At 38.7% G+C, this 25,087-nt stretch carries 23 protein-coding genes; 9 read left to right on the forward strand and 14 right to left on the reverse strand.

What is annotated here, in order from left to right; translation table 11 throughout:
• The first annotated feature begins 186 nt into the window (after positions 1 to 186).
• Positions 187 to 2,679, forward strand: coding sequence for a pectate lyase family protein (locus ODZ84_RS03770; protein WP_266175672.1), 2,493 nt, complete (start codon positions 187 to 189; stop codon positions 2,677 to 2,679).
• On the opposite strand, the gene ODZ84_RS03775 is transcribed toward ODZ84_RS03770, so the two are convergent.
• The 5 genes from ODZ84_RS03775 to ODZ84_RS03795 all read right to left on the reverse strand — a co-directional run bounded on the left by ODZ84_RS03775 (position 2,669) and on the right by ODZ84_RS03795 (position 8,952).
• Complete coding sequence (locus ODZ84_RS03775; protein WP_266175673.1) at positions 2,669 to 2,821, reverse strand: hypothetical protein; 153 nt, start codon at positions 2,819 to 2,821, stop codon at positions 2,669 to 2,671. The two genes, ODZ84_RS03770 and ODZ84_RS03775, sit on opposite strands and share 11 nt — an antisense overlap.
• A 458-nt stretch (positions 2,822 to 3,279) precedes the next feature.
• Complete coding sequence (locus ODZ84_RS03780) at positions 3,280 to 3,921, reverse strand: rhomboid family intramembrane serine protease (RefSeq protein ID WP_266175674.1); 642 nt, start codon at positions 3,919 to 3,921, stop codon at positions 3,280 to 3,282.
• Between the two features lie 3 nt (positions 3,922 to 3,924).
• A complete protein-coding gene (locus ODZ84_RS03785) occupies positions 3,925 to 6,516 on the reverse strand; it encodes a DNA gyrase/topoisomerase IV subunit A (RefSeq protein WP_266175675.1) in 2,592 nt (863 codons plus the stop codon).
• Complete coding sequence (locus ODZ84_RS03790) at positions 6,513 to 6,998, reverse strand: hypothetical protein (RefSeq protein WP_266175676.1); 486 nt, start codon at positions 6,996 to 6,998, stop codon at positions 6,513 to 6,515. The genes ODZ84_RS03785 and ODZ84_RS03790 overlap by 4 nt, the downstream gene beginning before the upstream one ends.
• Before the next feature lie 70 nt (positions 6,999 to 7,068).
• Positions 7,069 to 8,952 carry a DNA topoisomerase IV subunit B gene (locus ODZ84_RS03795; RefSeq protein WP_266175677.1) on the reverse strand — a complete coding sequence of 628 codons (1,884 nt, stop codon included), beginning with the start codon at positions 8,950 to 8,952 and terminating at the stop codon, positions 7,069 to 7,071.
• A 293-nt stretch (positions 8,953 to 9,245) separates the two neighbouring features.
• Between ODZ84_RS03795 and ODZ84_RS03800 the strand changes: the two genes are divergently transcribed.
• The 4 genes from ODZ84_RS03800 to ODZ84_RS03815 all read left to right on the forward strand — a co-directional run bounded on the left by ODZ84_RS03800 (position 9,246) and on the right by ODZ84_RS03815 (position 13,004).
• The gene (locus tag ODZ84_RS03800) at positions 9,246 to 9,962 is read left to right on the forward strand and encodes a LytR/AlgR family response regulator transcription factor (protein ID WP_266175678.1); all 717 of its coding nucleotides are present in this window, start codon (positions 9,246 to 9,248) and stop codon (positions 9,960 to 9,962) included.
• Positions 9,963 to 10,383: 421 nt separating this feature from the next.
• Positions 10,384 to 11,094 (forward strand): hypothetical protein, encoded by a 711-nt coding sequence (locus tag ODZ84_RS03805; protein ID WP_266175679.1) that lies wholly within the window; start codon positions 10,384 to 10,386, stop codon positions 11,092 to 11,094.
• 43 nt (positions 11,095 to 11,137) lie between these two features.
• The gene (locus tag ODZ84_RS03810) at positions 11,138 to 11,755 is read left to right on the forward strand and encodes a YiiX/YebB-like N1pC/P60 family cysteine hydrolase (RefSeq protein WP_266175680.1); all 618 of its coding nucleotides are present in this window, start codon (positions 11,138 to 11,140) and stop codon (positions 11,753 to 11,755) included.
• Between the two features lie 100 nt (positions 11,756 to 11,855).
• Complete coding sequence (locus ODZ84_RS03815) at positions 11,856 to 13,004, forward strand: methionine aminotransferase (RefSeq protein ID WP_266175681.1); 1,149 nt, start codon at positions 11,856 to 11,858, stop codon at positions 13,002 to 13,004.
• Between the two features lie 538 nt (positions 13,005 to 13,542).
• Here the strand turns inward: ODZ84_RS03815 and ODZ84_RS03820 are convergent.
• Positions 13,543 to 14,307: an SDR family NAD(P)-dependent oxidoreductase gene (locus ODZ84_RS03820; protein WP_266175682.1), complete on the reverse strand. Its 765-nt coding sequence runs from the start codon at positions 14,305 to 14,307 to the stop codon at positions 13,543 to 13,545.
• Between the two features lie 88 nt (positions 14,308 to 14,395).
• Entirely contained in the window at positions 14,396 to 15,334 is a 939-nt protein-coding gene (locus ODZ84_RS03825; RefSeq protein WP_266175683.1) for a helix-turn-helix domain-containing protein, read from the reverse strand.
• A gap of 155 nt (positions 15,335 to 15,489) precedes the next feature.
• On the opposite strand from ODZ84_RS03825, the gene ODZ84_RS03830 reads away from it, so the two are divergent.
• From ODZ84_RS03830 to ODZ84_RS03840, 3 genes are all read left to right on the forward strand, one after another.
• Positions 15,490 to 15,666 (forward strand): hypothetical protein, encoded by a 177-nt coding sequence (locus ODZ84_RS03830; protein ID WP_266175684.1) that lies wholly within the window; start codon positions 15,490 to 15,492, stop codon positions 15,664 to 15,666.
• Between the two features lie 209 nt (positions 15,667 to 15,875).
• On the forward strand, positions 15,876 to 16,037 hold the full coding sequence (locus ODZ84_RS03835) for a hypothetical protein (RefSeq protein ID WP_266175685.1): 162 nt from the start codon (positions 15,876 to 15,878) through the stop codon (positions 16,035 to 16,037).
• Positions 15,988 to 16,179, forward strand: a complete 192-nt coding sequence (locus tag ODZ84_RS03840) for a hypothetical protein (RefSeq protein WP_266175686.1) — start codon at positions 15,988 to 15,990, stop codon at positions 16,177 to 16,179. The genes ODZ84_RS03835 and ODZ84_RS03840 overlap by 50 nt, the downstream gene beginning before the upstream one ends.
• Positions 16,180 to 16,609: 430 nt before the next feature.
• Here ODZ84_RS03840 and ychF read toward each other — a convergent pair whose 3' ends face one another.
• The 6 genes from ychF to ODZ84_RS23385 all read right to left on the reverse strand — a co-directional run bounded on the left by ychF (position 16,610) and on the right by ODZ84_RS23385 (position 23,562).
• On the reverse strand, positions 16,610 to 17,701 hold the full coding sequence (gene ychF, locus ODZ84_RS03845; protein WP_266175687.1) for a redox-regulated ATPase YchF: 1,092 nt from the start codon (positions 17,699 to 17,701) through the stop codon (positions 16,610 to 16,612).
• Positions 17,702 to 17,876: 175 nt separating this feature from the next.
• Entirely contained in the window at positions 17,877 to 18,428 is a 552-nt protein-coding gene (locus ODZ84_RS03850; RefSeq protein WP_266175688.1) for a ferritin, read from the reverse strand.
• 253 nt (positions 18,429 to 18,681) lie between these two features.
• Entirely contained in the window at positions 18,682 to 20,292 is a 1,611-nt protein-coding gene (locus ODZ84_RS03855) for a family 10 glycosylhydrolase (protein ID WP_266175689.1), read from the reverse strand.
• Positions 20,293 to 20,422: 130 nt separating this feature from the next.
• Positions 20,423 to 22,231 (reverse strand): translational GTPase TypA, encoded by a 1,809-nt coding sequence (typA, locus tag ODZ84_RS03860; protein ID WP_266175690.1) that lies wholly within the window; start codon positions 22,229 to 22,231, stop codon positions 20,423 to 20,425.
• A 204-nt stretch (positions 22,232 to 22,435) separates the two neighbouring features.
• Positions 22,436 to 22,984 carry a type 1 glutamine amidotransferase domain-containing protein gene (locus tag ODZ84_RS03865; RefSeq protein ID WP_266175691.1) on the reverse strand — a complete coding sequence of 183 codons (549 nt, stop codon included), beginning with the start codon at positions 22,982 to 22,984 and terminating at the stop codon, positions 22,436 to 22,438.
• A gap of 242 nt (positions 22,985 to 23,226) precedes the next feature.
• Complete coding sequence (locus ODZ84_RS23385; RefSeq protein WP_323670681.1) at positions 23,227 to 23,562, reverse strand: DUF1294 domain-containing protein; 336 nt, start codon at positions 23,560 to 23,562, stop codon at positions 23,227 to 23,229.
• Between the two features lie 24 nt (positions 23,563 to 23,586).
• Here ODZ84_RS23385 and ODZ84_RS03875 point away from each other — a divergent pair, with 24 nt between their 5' ends.
• Positions 23,587 to 23,943, forward strand: a complete 357-nt coding sequence (locus ODZ84_RS03875; protein ID WP_266175692.1) for a hypothetical protein — start codon at positions 23,587 to 23,589, stop codon at positions 23,941 to 23,943.
• A gap of 134 nt (positions 23,944 to 24,077) precedes the next feature.
• On the opposite strand, the gene ODZ84_RS03880 is transcribed toward ODZ84_RS03875, so the two are convergent.
• Positions 24,078 to 24,758, reverse strand: coding sequence for a YceI family protein (locus ODZ84_RS03880; RefSeq protein WP_266175693.1), 681 nt, complete (start codon positions 24,756 to 24,758; stop codon positions 24,078 to 24,080).
• Positions 24,759 to 25,087 lie beyond the last annotated feature (329 nt).

Raw genomic sequence — 25,087 nt, forward strand, 5'->3', positions numbered from 1 at the left:
CTTACTGGTTATACGATTAACATATTTTTAAGGATCTGTCTAAAACTATTTGAAATAAAGGGTTTAACAGCATATTTGAAAGAAATTTCACAACAAAATGATTTAATTGAATTATTTATATATATTTGTGTGTAATCGATTACATATTATCAAATACATTTTAAATCAATCCAAAAATTATTAATCATGAAAAGAATTTTCACTTATTTTATGGTGCTGTCCAGTTCTGTTATGCTGAAAGCCCAGGTTTCGATTACACAGGCCACCGGCTGGCTGGAGTCTGCATATGTAAAATGGGCTCCGGTAAGCGGTGCTGAAAGTTATAGGGTATATTACAGCGGAGGCGGACTTACAAATAAAATCATTGACAACCAGCTTATCAGAAACTACGGATCTTATTTCAGAGCTGATATTCCCGGACTAGCTGCAGGAAATTACACCATTAAAGTTGTTCCCGTAACCGGTAATGCAGAAGGTCCGGCCGCTACGACCTCAACGGTTACTGTTCTTCCCCACGACAGGTCAGGATTCGCCCACAGTAACGGAAGAGTTCCCGGCGCATATCAACTAGACGGTACCCTGAAGTCTAACGCAGTGGTGCTGTATATCACTGAATCTACGAAAAATACGGTTTCCCTGAATGTAACGGGGGCAAATTCCAATCCTTGCGTGGGATTACAGACCATTCTTGACGGATTTAAAAAGGGAAATGACACGCGTCCGCTGGTAATCAGATTTATCGGAAATATAAAAGATCCGGGCTATCTGCTTAACGGAGATATCGTGGTTGAAAATAAAAGTAATGCTTCAGGGTCGATCACTTTGGAAGGAATCGGCTCAGATGCGGTGATCAACGGATGGGGAATCAGGATTAAAAATGCAACTAATATTGAGATCCGAAACCTTGGATTTATGCTCACCGATGCTGGGGAAGGCGATAATTTAAGCTTACAGCAGGACAATACGTATATCTGGGCTCACAACAATGATCTCTTTTACGGAAAACCCGGTGGTGATGCTGATCAGGCAAAAGGTGACGGCGCTCTGGATGCTAAGAAGTCCACCTACATCACCTTTTCTTATAACCATTTCTGGGACAACGGAAAAAGCAGTCTCCTGGGATTAAGCGAAGGAACCACTTCAGGATTATATATTACGTACCATCATAACTGGTTCGACCATTCTGATTCCAGGCATCCGCGCATCCGGTATTATTCGGCTCATGTATACAACAATTATTATGACGGAAATTCCAAATACGGGGTAGGCTCTACGATGGGCTCTTCTGTTTTTGTGGAAGGAAACTATTTCAGAAACTGTAAATATCCGATCCTGACTTCAAAACAGGGCACTGATGTTGCCAATGGATCGGTAGGCACCTTTTCCGGTGAAAACGGAGGGGTTGTTAAAGCATTTAACAACTTTATGACGGGACAGAATTCATTTATTCCTTATTCTGCAACTGCTTCAAGCCAGTTTGATGCCTATGTTTCGTCCTCAAGAAATGAAACTTTAGGAACAAATATCAAAGCTTTCCTGGGCGGAGGAACCTATAATAATTTTGATACCAGCGCGTCTTTATATGTCAGTTCACTGGTTCCTGACGCGCCGGCAGTGGCAAGAGATAAAACAATGCAGTATTCCGGAAGAGTTTCAGGCGGAGATATTTCGTGGACCTTCAATAACGCAACAGACGATACTTCTGATGCGGTAAATCCGGGATTGATGGCTTTGCTGCAAAATTACACTTCTTCTCTGGTTTCTGTACAGGGAGAATCTACAGCACCGGTGAGTCAGCAAACTTTACAGATAGCTTCCAATAATGACCAGACCGTGATACCGGGGAGCGCCATCACACCGATGATCTTTACCTGGGGAGGAACCGCTGCGGATGTTACGGTAACCGGACTTCCTGCCTCGGGAATCAGTTTTGTTAAAAATATGTCTGCCAAAACAGTCACAATTTCGGGAACTCCGACTGCTGATGTGGATTTTACCCTGACGACATCCGGACTGTCCGGAACTCCCGTTTCCGGAACAGGAAGTATATCGGTGACTTCTACCACTCCCAATCCTCAGGGCAGCGAAATTCATAATTTTACCACCTCAAACCTGAGCAGTACTTTTTACAGTTTCTCCAGTGCCAACATGAACTCAACGGATGGGTCTGCAACGTACGACGGACTTACTTTAACGAAAAGACTGAAATTAGAATCTTCAACAACGATTAGCTATACTACGACCGCTTTATCAACTTTAAATTTAGTTTTTGATTCCGCTTTTACCGGAACAGTAAAAGTGGACGGAAATTCGTACATCGCTGCATCGGGAATAGTTACCGTCCAGAATCTGGCAGCCGGATCACATACCATTACCAAAGGAAGTGTGGCCAATCTGTATTATATTAAAACACAATATTCTACAACGGCAAAATCAACGGCAGGAGAAACCGTGACGGAAAAACCCGTTATCTATCCGAATCCTGTTCAGACAACATTTACAATTTCAAGCGTAAATTCCATCGAACAGATCCTGATTTCCAATAATACAGGAAAAATTGTCAGAGAAATAAAGGGAAATATAAAAACCATTGATATCAGTGATTTGAACTCTGGAATTTATTTTCTGTCGGTTAAAACCGGTAAAGGAATTTTCAGTCAGACTTTAATTAAAAAATAAAATAGTCTTCAACATTTTTGTTTGGCCGTTCCAGGATTTTCGGAGCGGCTTTTTTATTTCCGCGGATACAGGGTATCAACATGGCATTACTGTCAGCAGATGTGGCTAACTGGGAGGTCTTTCTGAAATCACATCTCGACATTATGAATGACCGTTTTTGAAAGGGTATAGGATGCCAGCTACGCATGGAAGGACCGACCGACTTACATCAGGGAGCTGGAAGAACTGGATATTAATTTTTATGATCTGTTATTCTGTATCATTTTCCAGACCGAGAACCCTGAAAAAACCATTATTTCGGAAATATCGGAAGACTGGGGCGCGCCATTTCTGAATCTAAAGACAGTAACTTATTTTTAACTCAAATGCTTTCCATGATTGAGGACGAAAAGCTTGATGACTACAACAGGGTCCTGACCTATTTTCTTTATAAGAACTGTAATTATTATACAAAGAGCAAAACAGAGAAAAAAATAAATAGTGCGAAACTGATGAATTCTGTAAAAAAACTCCCAAAATATCTGGCTGATCATATTAAAATTGAATCGGTCTAGAAAACAACAAACCCAATGGCTGGCCATTGGGTTATGTATTGTGAATTTATCTTATCTTCTTTTTTATAAAAATTTGATAACTGAGATAAGCTAATGGAAGTGCCATAACCCCTAAATATAATATATTACTCATCGCAAGATCCGGGTGCATCACTATAGAATAAACTAATCCAAAGAAAGCTCCTCCCAAGTGTGCTGAATGCCCTAAGTTGTCCCATTGTTTAGGATTAAGCATCATATAAACCGAGTATCCGAAATATAAAGTTCCGAAAAGCCAACCCGGAAGGAAATTAATACTGATTTCATTGGGAGCCATTGCGATAGATGCAAAAATAACTCCTGAAACCGCACCTGAAGCTCCAATTGCAGAGTACCATGGCTGGTTTTTATAAATAAGCAGGCTAAACAGGTTTCCTAATATCATTGACCCAAAATAAATAATCAGAAAGCCTACGTTACCAAAAAAACTGATAATGGCTCCCTGAAAAAAGTACAGTGACAACATATTGAAAAACAAATGCATAAAATCTGCATGCAGAAATGCAGAACTTATCAGTCTGAAATATTCTTTTCTGCCAGTAATAGCACTGACATTAAATTTATATTTTTCAAACATTCTTATATTGTTCAATCCTAAATAACTGACAATACAAGTGATTCCGATTATAACTAAAACAATTGAATTCATCTTTTATTTTTTAATGTCCGGACTTTCATCGCTTTGAAATAAGTCCCCTATCATTCCGTCCTCATCCGCACTTGCGGTGGGCTCAGATTCTTCGTATACCTCAGGTTCTTCTTCCTCAGGCTCCGGTATGGTAATGTTGATCGCTTTTACTTTAAACTTCGTAAACTGGTTACCGATCGCTTTAATTCCTTTTACTGCGATAAACTCATCCACATTAACCGTTTCAGGATCGCGCTCTTTTCCTTTATCTTTGGCAAAAATAATTTCTGCCGTCACCCCGTTAGCAACGATGACATTTTCAATAAACGACTTCGGATGCTCAGAAGGCATAAAGGTCTGTATATTGGATGTATTCTCAAATAAAAATCTTTTGATAAAGTAGATGTCTTTTTCTCCGTCATAATAGATACAGGTCACCGGCTGTGCAGGTTTCCATTTTTCAAGGATAAGATACTGGTCGTCAAAACGGTTTCCGAGATCAAAACTGATCAGCTTCGCTTCACCGTTTGTGTTCACCGTTAATATTTTATCATCGCCCTTGAAATTTCCGAGCAAAGTGCCCCTTCCGTCTGCATTCAGCCTTCTTACCGTATCATCAAACCAGATTTTTCTCGGAGCCAGAGTAGAGACTCCCTCTTCCTTCAAATCTACTTTCTTAATAGAATATTTCGTCACCAGATTACCTTTAGAATCACGCCCTTTAATGGCTAATTCTGAGAAATCGACATCCATTTTATTTTTTCTGATTCTTGGATTCGGTTTTAATAAAATGGTTACTGTTTCAGCTTCTCCATTGGGATTGGCGGAGAAATACAGGGTCTCCGAACCTTTTTTATCTGAAGCCAAAGGATAATCGGTATTTCGGGTTACTCCGGTGACCGAAAAACGTTTCATATAGTAAGGTCCGTCGCGACCTTCACGATAAATCATGTTATATACCGTTCTCCTGTCATTTTTCTTCCAGACGGCCACGTGCAGAATATCTTTCCCGATGAACGTTTTAGCTTCAACCTTTACCACCTTCATACTTCCGTCTTTTCTGAAAGTAATAATATCATCGATATCCGAACAGTCAAATAAATACTGGTCTTTTTTCAGAGAGGTTCCGATAAATCCTTCCTCAAAATTGGCATAGAATTTCTCGTTGGCAACCGCTACTTTGGTAGCATCTATGGTGTCAAAAATTCTCAGTTCCGTCCTTCGCTGTCTTTCTTTGCCGTATTTTTTCTGAATATTCAGATAATAATCAACAGCATACTGAATAAGATTCTGCAAATGGTGTTTTACCTGCTCTATCTTATCTTCCAGAGAAGCAATGTTCTGCTTAAATTTATCTAAATCGAACCTGGATATTCTCTTAATTCTGATCTCGGTCAGTTTTAAAATATCTTCTTCGGTAACAGCTCTCAAAAGATGTCCCGTGTGAGGTTTTAATCCAATATCAATGGTCTTCAGGACGTCTTCCCACGTCTTTACTTCTTCAATATCATGATAAATTCTGTTCTCGATAAAAATTCTTTCCAAAGAAGAAAAATGCCAGCTTTCCTGTAATTCATGAAGCTCTATTTCAAGTTCTTTCTTAAGCAATGAAACGGTATGGTCCGTATTCATTCTTAAGATTTCCGATACGTTGAGGAACATCGGTTTATCCCCTACGATAACGCAGGCATTCGGGGAAATGGTCACCTGGCAATCTGTAAAGGCATACAGAGCATCAATAGTTTTATCGGGCGAAACATCATTATGAAGATGAATTAAGATCTCGACTTTATCGGAGGTATTATCTTCAATTTTCTTAATCTTAATTTTCCCCTTTTCGTTAGCTTTCAGTATAGAGTCGATCAGGTCGCTTGTCGTTTTTGAATACGGCAGTTCAGAAATAACCAGCAGATGTTTATCCATCTGGGTTATCCTGGCTCTGGCTCTTACTTTTCCGCCTCTCTGCCCGTCATTATATTCTGATACATCCAGATAACCTGCAGTCAGGAAATCCGGGAACAGCTCAAATTTCTTACCTTTCAGGTAGGCAACGGAAGCGCTGATCAGTTCATTAAAATTATGGGGAAGAATTTTTGTGGAAAGTCCCACTCCGATACCTTCTACTCCCTGAGCCAGCAACAGCGGAAACTTTACGGGCAGATCAATAGGTTCGTTATTTCGTCCGTCATATGATTTGGCCCATTCCGTTGTTTTGGGATTAAAAACAACTTCCAGTGCAAAAGGAGTAAGTCTTGCTTCAATATATCTTGCCGCAGCCGCAGAATCTCCGGTAAAAACATTCCCCCAGTTTCCCTGGGTATCTATCAGAAGTTCTCTCTGCCCTATTCCTACCATTGCATCTGTAATGGAAGCATCACCATGAGGGTGATATTTCATCGTATTTCCTACGATATTGGCGACTTTATTGTATCGTCCGTCTTCCAGTTCACGCATGGAATGCATGATTCTTCGCTGAACAGGCTTAAACCCGTCATATACCGAAGGAATAGCCCTGTCTAAAATTACATAAGACGCATAATCCAGAAACCAGTCCTTATAAAGCCCCGATACCTTTTTTAAGCTCTCACCTTCATGCGAGTATTCTTCTGTCGTCATTTACGTGTAGTACTTTTCTCGTTATTTGCTTTCACGACTTTATTTAAAGAGAGTTTCAAGTCGTTAACTTCTTTTTTTGTTAAATATGAAATTTCGTATTTGAGCATGGTGGATCCGTTATTTTTACTGGAAATTTTAATATATAATCTTTTCATAAAGAAAATATCGATCACTTCATAGCTTATCAGTTTATACTTGGGAAATTCATCACTCAGCGGTTTATCCAAAAACGGAATAATATTTCTGTTTCTGAAATGCAGCGCTTCTCCATCACTGTCATATTCAAAAATCTGCCTGCCGTTAAGGTGGAAAGCTACCAACATGATTACCGGAATGATAATCAGCAGATAACCTTCCGCGCCCAGAATGTGGAATCTGAACTCTTCCAGCAAAAATGCTGCGATTCCAAACACCAGCAGGATAAGCAGCAGTGTATTGATAATGTTATACGCCGATGCTTTATTTCGGTTACTAAGTCTCATATATCTATATTCTTTTTGATTCGTTAATTTAGTTTTTCAGGTTAGTTTTTGATTTTAGTTTTTGAGTATTTTAGCTTTCTACCTCATCCAATATCTCTTTTTTATCGATATCCGGATCTTCCACCACCAGATTTTCAAGGATAAATACCTGCCGGTCCGGGGTGTTTTTCCCCATATAAAATTCCAGCAGCTGATCGATGGTCTGATCTTTTCCTAATACTACAGGCTCAAGACGTATGTCCTTTCCGATGAAATGCTTGAATTCATCGGGGGAAATTTCTCCGAGTCCCTTAAATCGGGTTATTTCCGGATTTTTTCCCAGTTCATTTAAGGCTTTTACCCTTTCTGCTTCCGAATAGCAGTATCTTGTTTCTTTTTTGTTCCGTACTCTGAATAAAGGAGTCTGAAGAATAAATAAATGTCCGTTCTTTATGATATCGGGAAAAAACTGAAGAAAAAATGTAATCATCAGCAGGCGGATGTGCATACCGTCTACATCTGCATCGGTAGCAATAATAACCTGGTTGTACCTGAGATCTTCCAGACTTTCTTCTATATTTAAAGCAGCCTGAAGAAGGTTAAATTCTTCATTTTCATATACTACTTTCTTTGTCAATCCGTAGCAGTTCAACGGCTTTCCTTTCAGCGAAAAAACAGCCTGGGTTTCTACATCTCTGGATTTTGTGATCGATCCTGATGCGGAATCTCCCTCGGTAATAAAAATCTGGGTTTCTCCCTTTCTTTCATTTTTCTGATCATTATAGTGCTGTCTGCAATCCCGGAGCTTTTTGTTGTGAAGAGACACTTTTTTTGCCCGTTCTCTGGCGAGCTTCTGGATTCCTGAAAGTTCTTTTCTTTCCCGCTCAGAGATCAGAATCTTCCTCTGAATGGCTTCTGCAATCTCAGGATTTTTATGCAGGAAATTATCTAACTTATTTTTTAGAAAGTCGATAATAAACGTTCTCACCGTAGGTCCGTTTGGTCCCATATCATTGGACCCCAGCTTGGTTTTTGTCTGAGATTCGAAAACAGGTTCTTCTACATTAATGGAAATAGCGGCAACAATGGATTTTCTAACGTCTGAGGCATCAAAAGATTTATTGAAAAACTCACGAACCGTTTTCACATAGGCTTCACGGAAGGCATTCAAATGCGTTCCACCCTGCGTGGTATTCTGTCCGTTCACGAAAGAAAAATAGGTTTCCGTCTGAGACTTATCGGTATGTGTAATCGCTACTTCAATATCATTATCTTTCAGATGAACGATCGGATACAGGGTTTCATTCTCCAGCTCTTCATCCAAAAGATCTTTAAGACCGTTTTCGGAAAAGAATATTTCGCCGTTAAAAAGAATTTTCAAACCAGGATTCAGATACGCATAGTTACGCAGCATCCTTTCAATATACTCTTTTCTGTACTTAAAGTGCTGGAAAATTTCAGCGTCAGGAATGAAAGATATTTCAGTACCGTTTCTGTCTGAGGTATCCTTTTCATCATGGTTTTCGGTAATAATTCCGCGGGAAAACTCGGCGATTTTCATTCTTCCCTCCCGGAAAGACCGTACCCTGAAATAATCAGAAAGCGCGTTTACCGCTTTTGTACCTACTCCATTCAGACCTACCGATTTTTTAAAGGCTTTACTGTCGTATTTACCTCCCGTATTCATTTTGGAAACGGCATCAACTACTTTTCCCAATGGGATTCCACGACCAAAATCACGAATGGTAACTTTACCATCGTCTACTTTTATTTCAATTCTCTTACCGGATTTCATCCTGAATTCATCGATGGAGTTGTCCAGGATCTCTTTCAGTAAAATATAAATACCGTCATCGGCAGAGGATCCGTCTCCTAACTTCCCGATATACATGCCGGGGCGTAAGCGGATATGTTCCTGCCAATCCAGTGTTCTGATATTATCTTCGGAATAGATCGGGTTTATTTCTTGTGACATACGTTATTTAAGCAAACATACAAAAATACGAATTTGCGTAAAAATACACCAGCTATTTTTAATTCATTTTTGATATCTTTTTAGTTTAAGTGTTGCATTATTGTTAATGAAATCCTATATTTACATTATTCAATATATCGGCATAAATGATTTTAAAATATTATTAATATCTATTAAATTACACGATATTTACTAAACAATTTCATGATAACACAGAAAAACAATAAAACAAGATGAAAAATTACTACTAAACACAAACATTAACTAAACTAACAAACCAAACTCAAAGCATTATGGAACAAAATTTACAAACTTGCATCATCGATGACCACGATCATGCCGATAATATTTCATTATTATTAAAAAGTGAGTTTCCTGGATTTGAAATCTCTTTCAAAACCAATAACATTCTGCAGGCTTTTGAATTTTTGTCACGAAAACCTTCAGATCTGATTTTCCTGAATTCAAAATTAACTGATGACCATACCGGCGATCTTTTAATCCGTCATTATGAAAATTCACAGATTATACTGATCACAGATTCTGAAAAGTCTGTGATTGAAGCCATCAAAAAAGGCGTCACCAACTATCTTCTGAGGCCTGTTAAAAAACTTGATTTCGTAAAAGCCGTTAACAGAGCTTCGGAAAACTTCAGAAAAAATAAAATTACCGCAATTACCAATGCTTTCCAGAGTAAAATCAATCTTCCGACTTTACAGGGTTTTAAAAGAGTGAATATTGATGAAATTATCCGCTGTGAGGCCGATTCCAATTATACCTTTATTTATCTGGCCGACAAAACCAAAGTCATTGTTTCCAAAACATTGTATGACTTTGAAAAGCATCTTTCAGATCATAACTTTTTCAGAATACACCACAAACACCTGATCAATCTTGAACATCTGAAAGAGTATATTAAAGGAAAAGGCGGACAGGTCGTAATGACGGATAATTCTGTCCTGGATGTTTCAGTCCGGAAAAAGCATGATTTTTTACACAAAATAGCATGATATTTCACAAGAACTGAAAAAGCAGCAACAACCGCTCATGATACTACAGACACTTATCGCTTTAAACAGGCTGATTACGATACATTGGTATCTTTGAAAAAACAGTTATCAGGCAATTATTCATTATACCTAACCATAGCTGCGGACGTTTAAATTTGTGAGCCGTAGCAATGTAGAATCAACATTTAAAACACTATTTATCAGTGTAAAAATCAAACCTCATTTTCAGTTTTTCATGTACTAAAGATCATCTGCGGATGATCTTTAGTTGCCTACCCACCTTACAGACTGGTTAACCATTCTTAAAAATCATTTATCCGGAAAATAAATACACTTAATCAAAAGGTATAGATACTTACGTGTTCACGATACCGTAACATGCTATTTACCAATACCTTTAAGACACAAAACGACTTAATATATGAAAACAAAAACTCTTTTAACCGTAATCGGGCTTGTGACATCACCTACGATCTTCTATTCGTGCAGCGAAGACAATGTTACTCCGGAATCACAACAGGAAATCGTAAACACGCTTCCTGATGTAACCACGCTTTCGTCCAAGTTCAGCGATGGTGATTATTTCACCAATGCAGATCCTTTTAATTCTGCGGCAAACTACATCGGAAACAGAATAAAGGCTGCCGGGCCGGGATATGTACTGACTCAAAGTGATCTTAATGAATTTTACAGTAAAGCCCAGATTCCGATGGATGAGAGATTTACCTTAGCCCAGGTGAATCAGATTATCACTAATACGATCAATAATATGAATACGCCTTTTGATACACTTATACAGCAGGCCAACATATCTCCCGGAGCCAAAACTCTGGCAAAAATGATCAATATGCATTCCGTTTCCAACCTGGATCTGAATTCGGATTTCAAATCGCTCCCGAGTTATGAGAAAACCATCATCAAAAACCTCAATGACTTTAAATTAAATGATGAAAAAGGAAATTACGGGAAAAATGTATATGGAAAAACAGCCAACTTTATCTGGGGCGGAATGATCGGCTTTGGCGTAGGTGTTGCCGTCGGAGGATTCATTGCTTTTCCTGTAGGTATGGTGATCGGAGGAGCCATTGGCATTCTTGTAGGATCTATTGTCGGAGCATTCACTGATAAATAATATGATTTCATTTCCAAAAAAAATAAACTTTGTAATTGCTATTATGAGCGCTTTGCTCATAATAGTAATTTTTTCTTTTCATAAAACGCCGACGCTGGACGATAAAATAAAAAAACTTGATTTTAATGATCATAGTATTTATCTGATTCAGAGGGGTACGACAGGAAAATTAGGAAACCTGGCTAAAGATTTCAATCTTGAAAATAAATATGCCTCCCACCTTGGAATCGGCTTCGTGGAAAATCATCAACTGATCATTTACCATGTTTATGTAGATAAAAATAAAAAGAACCATCATAATTTATTCATCGAGAACATCAGCGATTTCATTAAACCTGAAGACCTGAACTATCTTTCGGTATGGAGACTTAAGGATATTGATGCCGAAAAACTTCACGGCATCCGCGAATCTCTCAGAAAATCTGAAGAAGAAAATATTAATTTCGACTATGTTTTCGATAAAAGCGATAAAGAATACTACTGCTCGGAATTCATAGTGAAAACACTTCTACGTAACAACATTACGATCATGTCTGAACATCGGAAAAAAGTAACGGGAATGGCCAGACAGATCTTACAGAAAGATACGCTTACTTATTTTCCGGTAGACGGGTTCGAAAATACCCACCGGGCTGAAAAAATACTGGAATGGATTAAATAATTTCTAAAGCTTCCTGATCTAAAAGACTGTCTCCACTGGTGATAGTCTTTTTTTATTGCAAAAAATGAATTAAATTCGATCTTCTAAAACATCCGCTTTCATGATACAACTTCCTTTATCGAAACTTTCCAATGTAGGAACTACAATTTTCAGCCAGATGACCCAATTGGCCAATGAAAATGAAGCCATCAATCTATCCCAGGGATTTCCTGATTTTATGCCCGATCTAGAACTGCTGAATTGGGCAGACCATTTTATGAAAGAAGGGTTTAACCAATACGCTCCTATGGGCGGAATGATGAGCTTAAAAGAGGAAATTGCAAGAAAAATCGAAAATTCGCATCAGGCCGTTTATCATCCGGATTCTGAAATCACCATAACGGCAGGCGGAACCCAGGCTATTTTTACCGCCATTGCCACTTTTGTAAAAAAAGATGATGAAGTGATCATCTTTGAACCGGCTTATGACTGCTATGAGCCCACCGTGGAATTGTTCGGAGGCATTGTGAAACGTTTCGAAATGAGAGCTCCAGATTATGAAATTAACTGGAATAAAGTAAGAGATCTCGTTTCAGAGAATACCAAAATGATTATTCTGAATAACCCCAACAATCCTTCGGGAAGAGTTCTAAAAGAAAATGATCTACAGGAGTTAATAAAAATAGTAAAGGGAACCTCTATTTTAATTTTAAGTGATGAAGTGTATGAAAATATCGTCTTCGACGGAAAACAGCATTTAAGCATCTGCCGATACCCGGAGCTGAAAGACCGCACCCTTATGGTGGCTTCCTTCGGAAAGCTTTTCCATGTAACGGGCTGGAAGATCGGATATTGTGCCGCACCAAAAATTCTGACGGATGAGTTCAGGAAAATACATCAGTTCAATGTTTTCTCGGTGAACACCCCAATTCAGCTGGCCCTCGCAGAATATATGAAGCATGAGGAACATTATAAGCAGTTAAACCGGTTTTTCCAGGAAAAAAGAGATTTCCTGAGACAGGGGCTGGCCGGCACTTCTTTTGAATTACTGGATTGTGAAGGAACCTATTTCCAGGCTTTGCGGTATGATAAAATCTCTGACAAAAACGATTTTGATTTCGCCCGTGAATTAACGGTCACGCATAAAGTAGCCACTGTCCCGTTTTCTTCTTTTTATAAAAATAAACTGAATGAGAATGTAATCCGTTTATGTTTTGCCAAAAAACAGGAAACCTTGGAAAAGGCTATTGAAAACCTATCCAGATTATAGTCCTATCTTAATCATTCGGGTGATTATTTTCCGATCATGTGTAAGTTATCAAATATTTAATTATTTGCTACTCATCAGAGTGGTATTTACACCTTTAGATCTTATGGTATTGGTTTGATAAACTTTTGATTAAAAGCTTATTTCATAGCAGGTAAGCTAAATCTTTATCATAATCTTTTTTGACGCAAAGTTTATTTTACTGTATGATTATTTAAGGAGCAAAGAGGAATCAATTAGTTGATTGATGAAGATGCATTTAGCTCTGCGAAGCAAATTTATTTGCCTTTGCTTCATAAAAATCAGCAGTATGTCACATCATATTTGCATTAAAATAATTTTAGAAAGACTTTATCTCATAAGTATAATACTGATCTTTTGACGCAAAGTTTTGTTTGAAAGAAGATTTTGAGTTGCTGAAATATCTCGTTGATATTCCTATAACCTCAACATCTTAATGGGCTTGATACATTATTTAAACAGACTTATATTAGAAAACCGGAAATTATACATCTCCGGTTTTATATTTATGATGGCGATATTATAAAAACATTCCGCCGGAAGCCTCGATTCTCTGTCCTGTAATCCAACGGGCATCTTCCGTACATAGAAAAGCTACTACCCCACCGATATCATCAGGAAGCCCTGCTCTTCCCAAAGCAGTATTCGCTGAAATCATATCATTGACATTTTTATCATCCCTTGTCCTTCCGCCACCAAAGTCTGTTTCGATAGCTCCGGGAGCAATGACATTCGCTTTTATTTTTCTCGACCCAAGCTCCTTCGCCATATATTTCGTTAACATTTCAACGCCTGCTTTTACAGAACCATACACCGATGATCCCGGTAAGGCAAATCTTGCCAGCCCTGAAGAAATGTTGATGATGCCGCCTCCGTCATTGATGAATGGCAAAAACTTCTGGGTCAGGAAAAAAACACCTTTGAAATGAATATCCACTACATCATCCAACTGCTCTTCCGTTACTTCTGAAATCGGTGAATATAAGGCTGTTCCTGCATTGTTGACAAGATAATCAATGTTTCTGCTTCCTGTATTTTCTTCAAGATGATCTCCTACAGTTTTGATAAGAGAGTCAAAACTCTTTATATCTTTAGTGTCCAGCTGATAGGCAATTGCTTTTCTTCCTGTTGCCTGGATCTCTGCTACCACTTTATCTGCCTCTTCCTTATTACTTCTGTAGGTAATGATGACATCAAGACCATTTTGTGCGATTTTTATCGCGGAATTTCTTCCTAATCCCCGGCTTCCGCCTGTTACTAATGCAATTTTTGTTCTTGCTTCCATTTTTCTAATTGTTTTTAATAAGACAAAGATCCTGTATTTTACGGATGAAGCATTTGCTTCAATCAAACTGAAATTTGCAAAATTCAAATCATGACCTAAATTCCAAGGGTGCCAGCGATGTTTTCTTTTTAAAGAAATTGGAGAAGTGAGCAATCTCTTCAAATCCCAATGCATAAGCAATCTCTGATACATTCCACTGGGTCTGTTTAAGCAGGATTTTCGCTTCCTGAATGATTCTTTCCGCAATAATCTCAGTAGTGGTCCTTCCTGTGTTCTCTTTTAATTTTTTATTTAAATAATTCACATGAACAGACAGTCTGTCGGCATAATCTTTTGCTGTCCGCAACTGCAGCCTCTGTTCGTAATTTTCTATCGGAAACTGCCTTTCCAGCAGTTCTATAAATAAGGTAACTACTCGTAATGAGGCATCATTTGAGGTTGACAATTTGGTAGCTGGCTGTAGCTTCTGACCGTAATGGATAAGCTCAAGCACATAATTTCTGATAAGATCATATTTAAAAATATAATCGGAGCTGATCTCTTTTTTTATTTTAGCATACAGATCTGCAATCTCATCGGCCAGCTCGTCACCAATTTCAAAAAGCGGTACACTTCCGGGCCGGAAAATCGGTAAATCTTCCAGCGTACTGTGGGATTTGTCCTTGATAAAAAAATCTTCTGTAAAGACGCAGAAACTTCCTGACTGGTCAGGATCTTCCGGAACCCAATGGTAAGGAACCCTTGGTGTGGCAAAAAGCAGCGCGTTATTTTTAATCTGAATGACCTTATCTGCATATTCTGCCCTGTTTTTGCCCCTGATGAGGCTTATCTTATAATATTTCCTCCTATTATAAGGCATCTCGGAAGTCGTTTTCACTTTCTCGATGGTCTGGGCGATATCGAAAACATTGAAATGTCCAATATCTTTGTGAAGACCTTGCGGAAAAATACTCTCAAGATCTTTCCCCAATTTTGCCGTCATTTCTCTGTAGAAATCATCCAGTGAAGTATATGAAGTATGTGCCATCCTTTATATCAGCAATTTGTATAAATCAAATGTACAAAATTTGCAGTTATAAGCAGTATTCCTGAAATTTTCTTTGTATGTTAAAATTATTCTTATTATTGTGATATATAAAGATTATTTTTTATATTAGCGTTACCAAACTCAAAACAGAAACCATGAAAAATCAAAATTTATTTCACGGGAAAAAATTATACAAAAAACAGCTTTGCAGTATTTCCGGAGGCCTCTATGATTGTATGGAAGCTGTACTGTGCACGGATCCGCCCTGTGACCCGGCTCCTGTCTGTACAAAGATTCATCCGGCATGCGCTCAGAAACAATGCAGACCATAACCACACTTTATATATATGAAAGAAGATACCGTCCGATAACCGGGCGGTATTTTTTGTCAGAATCCTTTCAACTGAAGAATTGCTGATACTTTTAAATTTAAACATATCCGTATATTATTCATAGCATTGTATTTTTTTTCTACATTATGTGATTTATAATAAATATTTTCATATCTTAGTTTACACTAAGTCATTAAAAATCAACAGCTATGAAAAACCAAAATCTTATCAGAGGAAAAAAATTAAACAATAAGGCACTAAGGTCAATCACCGGAGGCCTGATGCAGTGTATCGATCCGTGGACCAACCAGTGCAAAGCGTATGGAAGACAATGTGCAGAATCTGAGTGCCGTGTTCCGATCGAACCTTAATTCTCCAACTAAAATCAACCTTATCAAAAATCAAGATTTACCCAACGGAAAAAAACTGAGTAAGAAACAGCTAAGAGGGGTTACAGGAGGTCTGTTAGACTGCATAGATCCGGCTCTGGCGGCTGCAGGAGAATTTCAATAAACTGCGCACAACTGCAGTGCAGACCTGAACTTCCGATAGAACCATAACAAGTCTTTTATAATATTTTCAGAAATGCCACTCAGATTACATCGGGTGGCGTTTTTTATAACAGTATTTATTGTTGATTGATAAATCGTCGGAAATTATTTTTAAACTACATACTTTTTTCCCGCTGATTACGCTGATTGCGCAGATCGTTTTAAGTTTTTGATTAATAAATATGTGGGAGATGATCTTTTAGCTGGTGTCGTTATTATTTACTAAAATCTAAAAGACATTCGGCGTCATTCGTACACATTAACCGTGTGTTGTTGTACGGTTAGCATAAGATTTTTAAAAACACTGCGCTTCCGGGTTTGCAGGCAGACGCAAAAAACGCCCCCGAAATACATCGGAAGCGTTTTTTTTATATAACTAACTTTAATAATTCTTATACGTTGAATCTGAAGTGCATGATATCACCGTCTTTGACGATGTATTCTTTACCTTCTACAGAAAGCTTTCCTGCTTCTTTTATTTTTACTTCTGAACCATAGGTTATATAGTCATCGTACTTAATAACTTCAGCACGGATAAAGCCTTTTTCGAAATCAGTGTGGATCACTCCGGCTGCCTGAGGAGCCGTCCATCCCTGCCCGATCGTCCACGCTCTTACTTCTTTTACCCCAGCTGTAAAATACGTCTGAAGTTTTAACAGGTCGTAGGCTTTTCTGATCAGACGGTTTACTCCCGGCTCTGTAAGACCGAGTTCCTCCAGGAAAATTTCGCGCTCTTCGAATGTTTCAAGTTCGTTGATATCTGCTTCGATCTGAGCCGCTAAGACCACTACTTCTGCGCCTTCATTTTTAGCCATTTCTTCAATCTTTCCGATCCAGTCGTTTCCGTTTTTAATAGAATTTTCATCTACATTACAAACATAGAGAACCGGCTTATTGGTTAAAAGCTGAACTTCTGCAATCACAGATTTCGCAAAATCATCTGCTTCAAATTCTCTTGCATTTTTTCCGTCTTCTAAAAACTTCTGAAGATTCTGAAGGGTTTCATACGTCTGGATATCATCTTTCTTTCCTGATTTGATGAATTTTTTTGCTTTTTCCACGGCTTTACCCACTGTCTCCAGATCTTTCAGCTGGAGCTCGATATCGATGATCTCTTTATCCCGCATCGGATCTACAGAACCTTCTACGTGAACAATATTTCCATTATCAAAACATCTCAGAACATGGATAATTGCTTCACACTCTCGGATATTAGCCAGAAACTGGTTTCCCAAACCTTCACCTTTACTTGCTCCTTTTACAAGACCTGCAATATCTACGATCTCAACAACAGCCGGTAAAACTCTTTCAGGTTTTACTATTTTTTCCAGTTCAAACAATCTTTGGTCCGGTACAGAAACGGTTCCCAGGTTTGGTTCGATGGTACAGAAAGGATAGTTTGCCGACTGAGCTTTTGCGTTGCTCAGACAGTTAAAAAGAGTTGATTTACCTACATTGGGTAAGCCTACGATTCCACATTTCATATTGTAAAATTCAAAGTTTAAGGTTCAATTTTTATTCGAGGTTTCTGCAGACTTATATGCTGCATACAGAACCCTGAATTATGAGTGGGCAAAGATAGTGATTTTAAAGGGAGATTCATAATAAAAAAAATCTGCCGAAGATGACAGATTTTTATAATGTAAGGTGTATTTTAATCTAAGGATTAGCTCCTGTCGCTTCCTGAGCAAGTGGAACGTCATTGGGTGCATCCTGTAACGCTTTATCCAAAGTAAAAAGAGATTCATCCGATGCTCGGTCTCCCCCTGCAATTTTAAGTTTATCAATAAGGTTTTGAGCCAGTGTTTCCTCTTCGATCTGCTCCTGAACAAACCACTGCATGAAATTCCAGGTTGCCCAGTCTTTTTCTTCCAGTGCAAGGTCTACCAGTCTGTAAATGGACGTGGTATTATCTACTTCATGCTGGAAAACACCGTCAAAGCAGGCAGAAAGAGATTCAGGATCCTGTGGCGGAGCCGGTATGGCCTCTACTTTTGGTTTTCCACCTCTGTTCAGTACGTATTCCATAAATTTTATTGAGTGGTTTCTTTCCTCCTGTGCATGTCTGTACAGGAAATTGGCAATTCCCCCATAACCTTTGTCATCTGCCCAGATTCCGTACGATAAAAAAACGTGTGATGCCAAAATTTCTTTATTCATCTGGTCACTCAGTGCTTTTTCCATCATATCGGAAAGTCTTTTAGTATTCATAATGCATATTTTTTGTGTGATGGAGATAATGATACAAAAATGATTCCGAGAATATGCCTGAAAACGCTCTAGCCTGCAGAAAAAACCTAACAATCTATTGAATTACAATATTTTAAGTTAATAATTTATAGTTATTCTAAAATAACGATCCGGATTGAAAGAGTGATCCTGTTAAAAACAACATGAAAGGCTATCAATAGATAAACCAGTTCTGCGGGAACTGGTTTTTTAGTATCTTGATCCCGGAAGGCCACTATTTTACTTTTTTCGCGGTATAATCGCTTTCATTTCCAAGTCTGTCGATGGCTTTTATGGCGACGCCGTTCAGTTTTTTTCCGTCTTTAAATTTTGGAATTTCTTTTGACAGCTGCTCCAGCGTTAGAATTTCAGTTTCCCAGACTCCGTTATATTGTGAAAAAAGTACCCATTGGAAAACATCTTTTAGATTTTTAGTACTCCAGCTGGTCTGTACAAAACTGCCGTTTTCATTGGTAAATAATGTAGGAGCCTGTAGAGGAACCGTTTTTATCCAGGGCGTTGCAGGAACCAGAACTTTTTCTTTATAAGGTCCGTTTTTCAAGGCAGGAAGCATGTTCGGATTCTTCGTTAATCCTGCAATACTCCAATGAATTTCCCCGGCATCTTTTCCCAGGATCTGTCTTGAGATTTCAATCTGGTTTTTAATTTCTGTAGGACGGTCTGAACTTTTCACCTCTACGGTATTGAGTCCCGGCCAAAGGTGGCGGTTCATCGTATTTTCGGATTTCCACCAGTTTAAAAGAGCTTCAAAAGGCTGTCCTTTGGAAGCAATGGGCCAGTAAAGCTGTGGCGAAAAATAGTCTACCCAGCCTTTATTAAGCCATAATTTGGCATCTGCATACAATTCATCGTACTGAGATGAACCGACCACTCCGGCAGGATATCCGGGTTTCCATATTCCAAACGGACTGATTCCGAACTTAACATTATTTTTTTCGGCGTGAATTTCTTTATAGATCCTTTCTACGAATTTATTGACGTTATCTCTTCTCCAGTCTGCTCTTGAGAGGGTTCCGCCAGCGCTTACATAAGCATTCCAGGTAGTATTATCCGGGAAATCTGCGCCTTTATTATAGGTTGCATAAGGGTAGAAATAATCATCAAAATGTACCGCATCGATATCATATCTTCTGACAATATCTTTCACGACATTAGAGACATGTCCCTGTGTTTTGGGATCAGCAGGATCGAACCAGTACGTACCGTTTTTAAGTCGTACGATCATATCTGAGAGTTTATTGACCATGGACTGGTCTGTTACTGCTCCGCCACCTGTATGATGGGCCCGGTATGGATTTAACCAAACATGAAGTTCGAGACCTCTTTTATGTGCTTCGTCGATCCAGAACTGTAACGGGTCATAGTTGGGATAAGGAGCCTGGCCTGTGCGACCTGATAAAAAATAAGACCAGGGTTCGATATTGCTGGTGTATAAGGCATCTGCAGATGGCCGGATCTGAAAAATGACCGCATTGAAATTGTTTTCCTGAAGCACGTCCAGCATATTAATGGCTTCTGCTTTCTGCTGGTCAACGGTTAAGGTATTCTTAGAGGGCCAGTTGATATTGGCCACACTGGCAATCCATGCGCCGCGGAATTCTCTTTTGATTTCTGGAAGCGTTGTCCTGAATACTTCTTCAGCGGGTGCTGTTACGGCAGGTTTTGGCGTTCCGGCCTGCTCTTTTGGCTTTGTAGTATTATTGGTGGGTTTTGTAGAATTTTTAGAGGGAGCCGCTGTTTTTACCGTGTTATTCTGAACAGAACAACTGGTGTAAGATGCGAAAATTCCCAACAAAACGGTAAGCTTTAATCTGTTCATTCTCATAGTTTGCAAAACTACTTTAAATTATTTTTTTATTATTCAAAATCCGTAGGAAAAAAATAAACATTTTCTTTTAATTCTATAGAAAAAGCCCCGAAAATTTCGGGGCTCTGATCTATATTTAAGAATGGGATTATGCTTTCGCTCCTCTGTCCATTCTTTTTCTTTCTTCTTCAGAAAGGATTTTCTTTCTCATACGGATGAAATTCGGAGTTACCTCAATTGCTTCATCAGCCTGAATATATTCCATACACTCTTCAAGAGAGAATAAGATTTTGGGTGCAACACCGGTATCTTTATCTTTACCCGAAGCTCTCATGTTATTAAGCTGTTTTGCTTCTACGATGTTTACTACAAGGTCACCCGGTTTGTTCTGCTCACCGATTACCATCCCTGCATAGATCTCCTCACCCGGATCTACATAGAACTTACCTCTATCCTGTAATTTTGCGATAGAATACTCTGTAGCAGGACCCTGAGTCTTGCTGATCAATACTCCATTACTTCTTCCCGGAATAGCGCCTTTGAAAGGTTTGTATTCTGTGAAACGGTGTGCCATAATTGCTTCTCCGGCAGTAGCCGTCAACATTTGAGAACGCAGTCCGATCAAACCTCTTGAAGGAATTTCAAACTCCATGTGCTGCATTTCACCTTTAGTTTCCATAATGTGAAGGTCACCTTTTCTCTGCGTTGCCAAATCGATTACTCTTGAAGCATACTCTTCAGGAACATCAACAACTAAAGATTCATACGGCTCCAGTTTCTGACCGTTCTCATCTTCTCTCAAAATAACCTGCGGCTGTCCAATGGTCATTTCATACCCTTCTCTTCTCATGGTTTCGATTAGAACTGACAAGTGAAGAATCCCTCTACCGAATACAAGGAAAGTGTTGGCATCATCCGTCTGCTGAACTCTTAATGCCAGGTTTTTCTCCAATTCCTTTGTTAATCTTTCTTTCAGGTGGTTTGAAGTTACATACTTTCCGTCTTTACCGAAGAAAGGTGAATTGTTGATCGAGAACGTCATGTTCAGCGTTGGCTCATCAATTGCAGTTCTTGGCAATGGTTCAGGATTTTCAAGATCTACAAAAGAGTCTCCGATCTGGAAGGCATCAAAACCTACCACAGCACAGATATCACCTGCTTTTACTTCTGTCACTTTTTTCTTTCCTAATCCTTCGAAAACATAAAGTTCTTTTACTTTACCTTTCAGCACTTTACCGTCAGCCTGTGCCAATCCGATCCACTGAGATTCCTTGATCTCCCCTCTGATCACTTTCCCGATGGCAATTCTTCCCAAGAAAGACGAGAAATCCAGAGATACGATCTGCATCTGTAATGTTCCTTCTTCTACTTTCGGTTCAGGAACATATTTCAGAATACCATCTAATAACGGTAAGATATCTTCAGTCTGCTCCAGTGAAGTATTGAACCATCCCTGTTTAGAAGATCCGTAGAACGTCGGGAAATCCAATTGCTCTTCGGTAGCTTCCAGGTTAAAGAATAAATCAAATACCTGATCGTGAACTTCGTCCGGACGACAGTTTGGCTTGTCTACTTTATTGATAACCACCAATGGTCTTAAGCCCAGCTCCAATGCTTTCTGAAGTACGAATCTTGTCTGTGGCATAGGTCCTTCGAAGGCATCCACCAACAAAATAACTCCATCAGCCATTTTCAATACTCTTTCTACTTCCCCACCGAAATCGGCGTGACCAGGAGTATCGATTACGTTAATTTTTGTGTCTTTATAAGTAACAGAAATATTCTTGGATAAAATGGTGATTCCTCTTTCTCTTTCAAGATCATTGTTATCCATAATTAATTCCCCACTCTCCTGATTTTCTCTGAAAATATTAGTAGCGTGAATGATCTTATCAACCAAAGTCGTCTTCCCGTGGTCAACGTGTGCGATAATCGCAATATTTCTAATGTTTTGCATGAATGATTTTTACGGGGGCAAAAATAGTGATTTTAAATGAATTAATTAAAAAGATTATGCAATATTTAACAATTTCATAATGAGCCCGTTATCAGAAATCATCACAAAGTACCCTGTCACAAGGGCTTCATACGGGCATACCAGGAATATAAAAAAGGTTTAAGTTTTTCAACTTAAACCCCGGATATTTTTATAGAATTACATTTATAAGGTCTGTTCCTGGTGCTTGCCTTCTTTGATCTCCTCTACCATTTTAGCATTGAACGCGGGCAAATCTTTCGGTGTTCTGCTGGTTACCAATCCTTTGTCCACCACTACTTCACTATCTTCCCACTGGGCCCCTGCATTTTTAAGATCTTTACTGATTGAGTTTACTGAAGTCAGATTTCTGCCTTCTACTACCTCGGCATTAATTAAAATTTGCGGACCGTGGCATATTGCGGCTACCGGTTTGTGCTGCTGAAAGAAATCTTTCACAAAACTCAAAGCCGTTTCGTTGGTTCTCAATTGATCGGGGTTAATGACTCCGCCAGGTAAAACCAGCGCATCATAATCTGAAGCACTTGCCTCGTCCAACGTTTTATCTACCGGATATTCTTTCCCCCAGTCCTTCTCTGCCCACGCTTTGATGGATCCTGATTCAGGGCTAATAATGTGAGCCGTCCATCCCTGCTGTTCCAAATATTCTTTTGGTGATGATAATTCGCTTTCTTCAAATCCATGGGTTGCTAAAATCGCAATTTTCTTTGACATAATATTAATGATTTTTAAGTGTGTATATCAGTACAAGAAAAAATAATGCCGTGGCATGGATTGTAAAAGATAAAATTTTGTTAAAAATTTAAATGTAATTCTTCCCAGATGGCATCAGGTCTGACACCGTTTTTGCGTGTAGAGTAAAGTATTTTATGAGGATTCGGAAATTCTTTGCTATCCGGGCTCTTGAGCATCACAATGATAACTTTTTCCTGTGAACGAAATTTCACGCGGCAAATTTATCTGAATTGAATATTTAAAAAGTATAATAATACAATCTGCATTAAAATTATCAATCCCAGTTTCAGTAAAAAAGATTTTTTTGAAATTTTGTGCCTGAAAATAATCATTGACAGAATCGCTCCCAAGGTTCCTCCCAAAAACACCAGAGTGAGAAGAGCAAGTTCTGATATTCTTCGTGTGTGTTTTACGGCTTTCCTTTTATCAATGGCAAAGACTGAAAAAGCGAGGAGGTTAATGATTAACAGGACATACAGCATAAGTACAAATCTAAACAAAAAAAGAAAGGTAAGAAGCGGTATTCTTTTTACTGCTTTCCATAAGATTTTATACATTTGTTATTCATAAAAAACAAATCAATGACCATACAGGATCTGGCAGGCAACTATTCTATTCAGGGGAGCAATCAGGAAGAGGGCGATCACATTACCTATCACGGCTTTTTAACGTTATCCGTTGATGAAAATAACCGTATTATTGCCCAATGGATGATTGGTGATCATATTCAGAACGGTACCGGATTCTACAAAGACCAGATTCTGGTCATCAATTTCAACTATGAAGGGGATGATCACGAGGTTTATAAGGGAGTGGCGGTGTACCGGTGCTTAAACAAAGATATTCTAGACGGCTTCTGGTCTGAGAAACACGGAAATCCACTGTATCTTGGAAGTGAGTACTGTACCCGGATTCAGATCTCTGAGTTTTTGAATTGATCTGTTCCTTGTAATGGGTGATTTTATCTGTGAGAAGTTATAAGATAAATAAACAAACCTGAATTTTGTAAACCCAAATGATAAAAAGAAAGCCACCTCAAAAGAGGCGGCTTCATTACTATAGGGTCTAACAATTATTTTTTTGCTTTTACGTCTACTGCGATCTCGATGTCTTTGCTGATCATCCATTCTGCAGGGTCTGTTTCATCTGTTCCGAATTTAATACCCCAGTCTGTTCTGTTTACGGTAAATTTAGCCTGGATTGCTGCTGAGTTTTCCGTAACGTCCACTTTTGCAGGGAACGTAACATTAACTGTTTTCCCGGATAATGTAAGGTTTCCGCTTACTGTTTTATTGGCTCCGGCAACAGCGCCCTCTTTCGGAGCATCTTTAAGATCTGTTACGCTTGTAATTTTGAAATCAGAAGTCGGATTTTTTGCAACGTCAAAGAAGTCAGGATTTTTAAGGTGAGCTTCAAGGTCTGCCGGTTTTTTGTCTTTCTCCGTTACGGAAGCCGGATCTACTTTAATTGAGGTCATGTCGATCACGAAGCTTCCCGCAGAAAGCTGTCCGCCTTCGATATTCAAATCTCCGGATTTTACATTAATGGTCCCCCAACGTGGTGCAAAACCTCCTTTGTGAAATGCTTTCCAGTTTACCACGGAAGCAGCTACATCTACGGGTAAAACTTCCCCTTTACCTTCGGCAACAGTCTGTTCAGCTGAAGTTGCAGCAGTATCCGCTGATTTTTCTTTATTACATGAGGCTGCCAATAATCCTACTGCGACTAACGCAATGACGCTAAGTTTTTTCATATTTTTTATTGTAAAAAGTTTATTTATTGAATCTAAGATATTAAAATTTCAAGAAGAAATATGAATATCATTTTTTTTAACAGGTCAAAAATAAAACAATTAGACCGTGTGCCCACTTACCATAGATCAAGAAATGCGATTGGATTCGGAAAAGAAATAAGATTAAATATTGATTAAAAAATTGCTTTAAAACAAATAACATTCTCATTTTAAACGCATTATCAGATTGATATTTAATATTATCCAACAGAAAAATAAAATCCCCAACGATAAAGTCGGGGAAAAAACTAATAACTGAGAATAAACCGATTGATTATTCTGTTACAAAA

The sequence above is a fragment of the Chryseobacterium fluminis genome (assembly GCF_026314945.1).
Classification (GTDB): Bacteria; Bacteroidota; Bacteroidia; order Flavobacteriales; family Weeksellaceae; genus Chryseobacterium; species Chryseobacterium fluminis.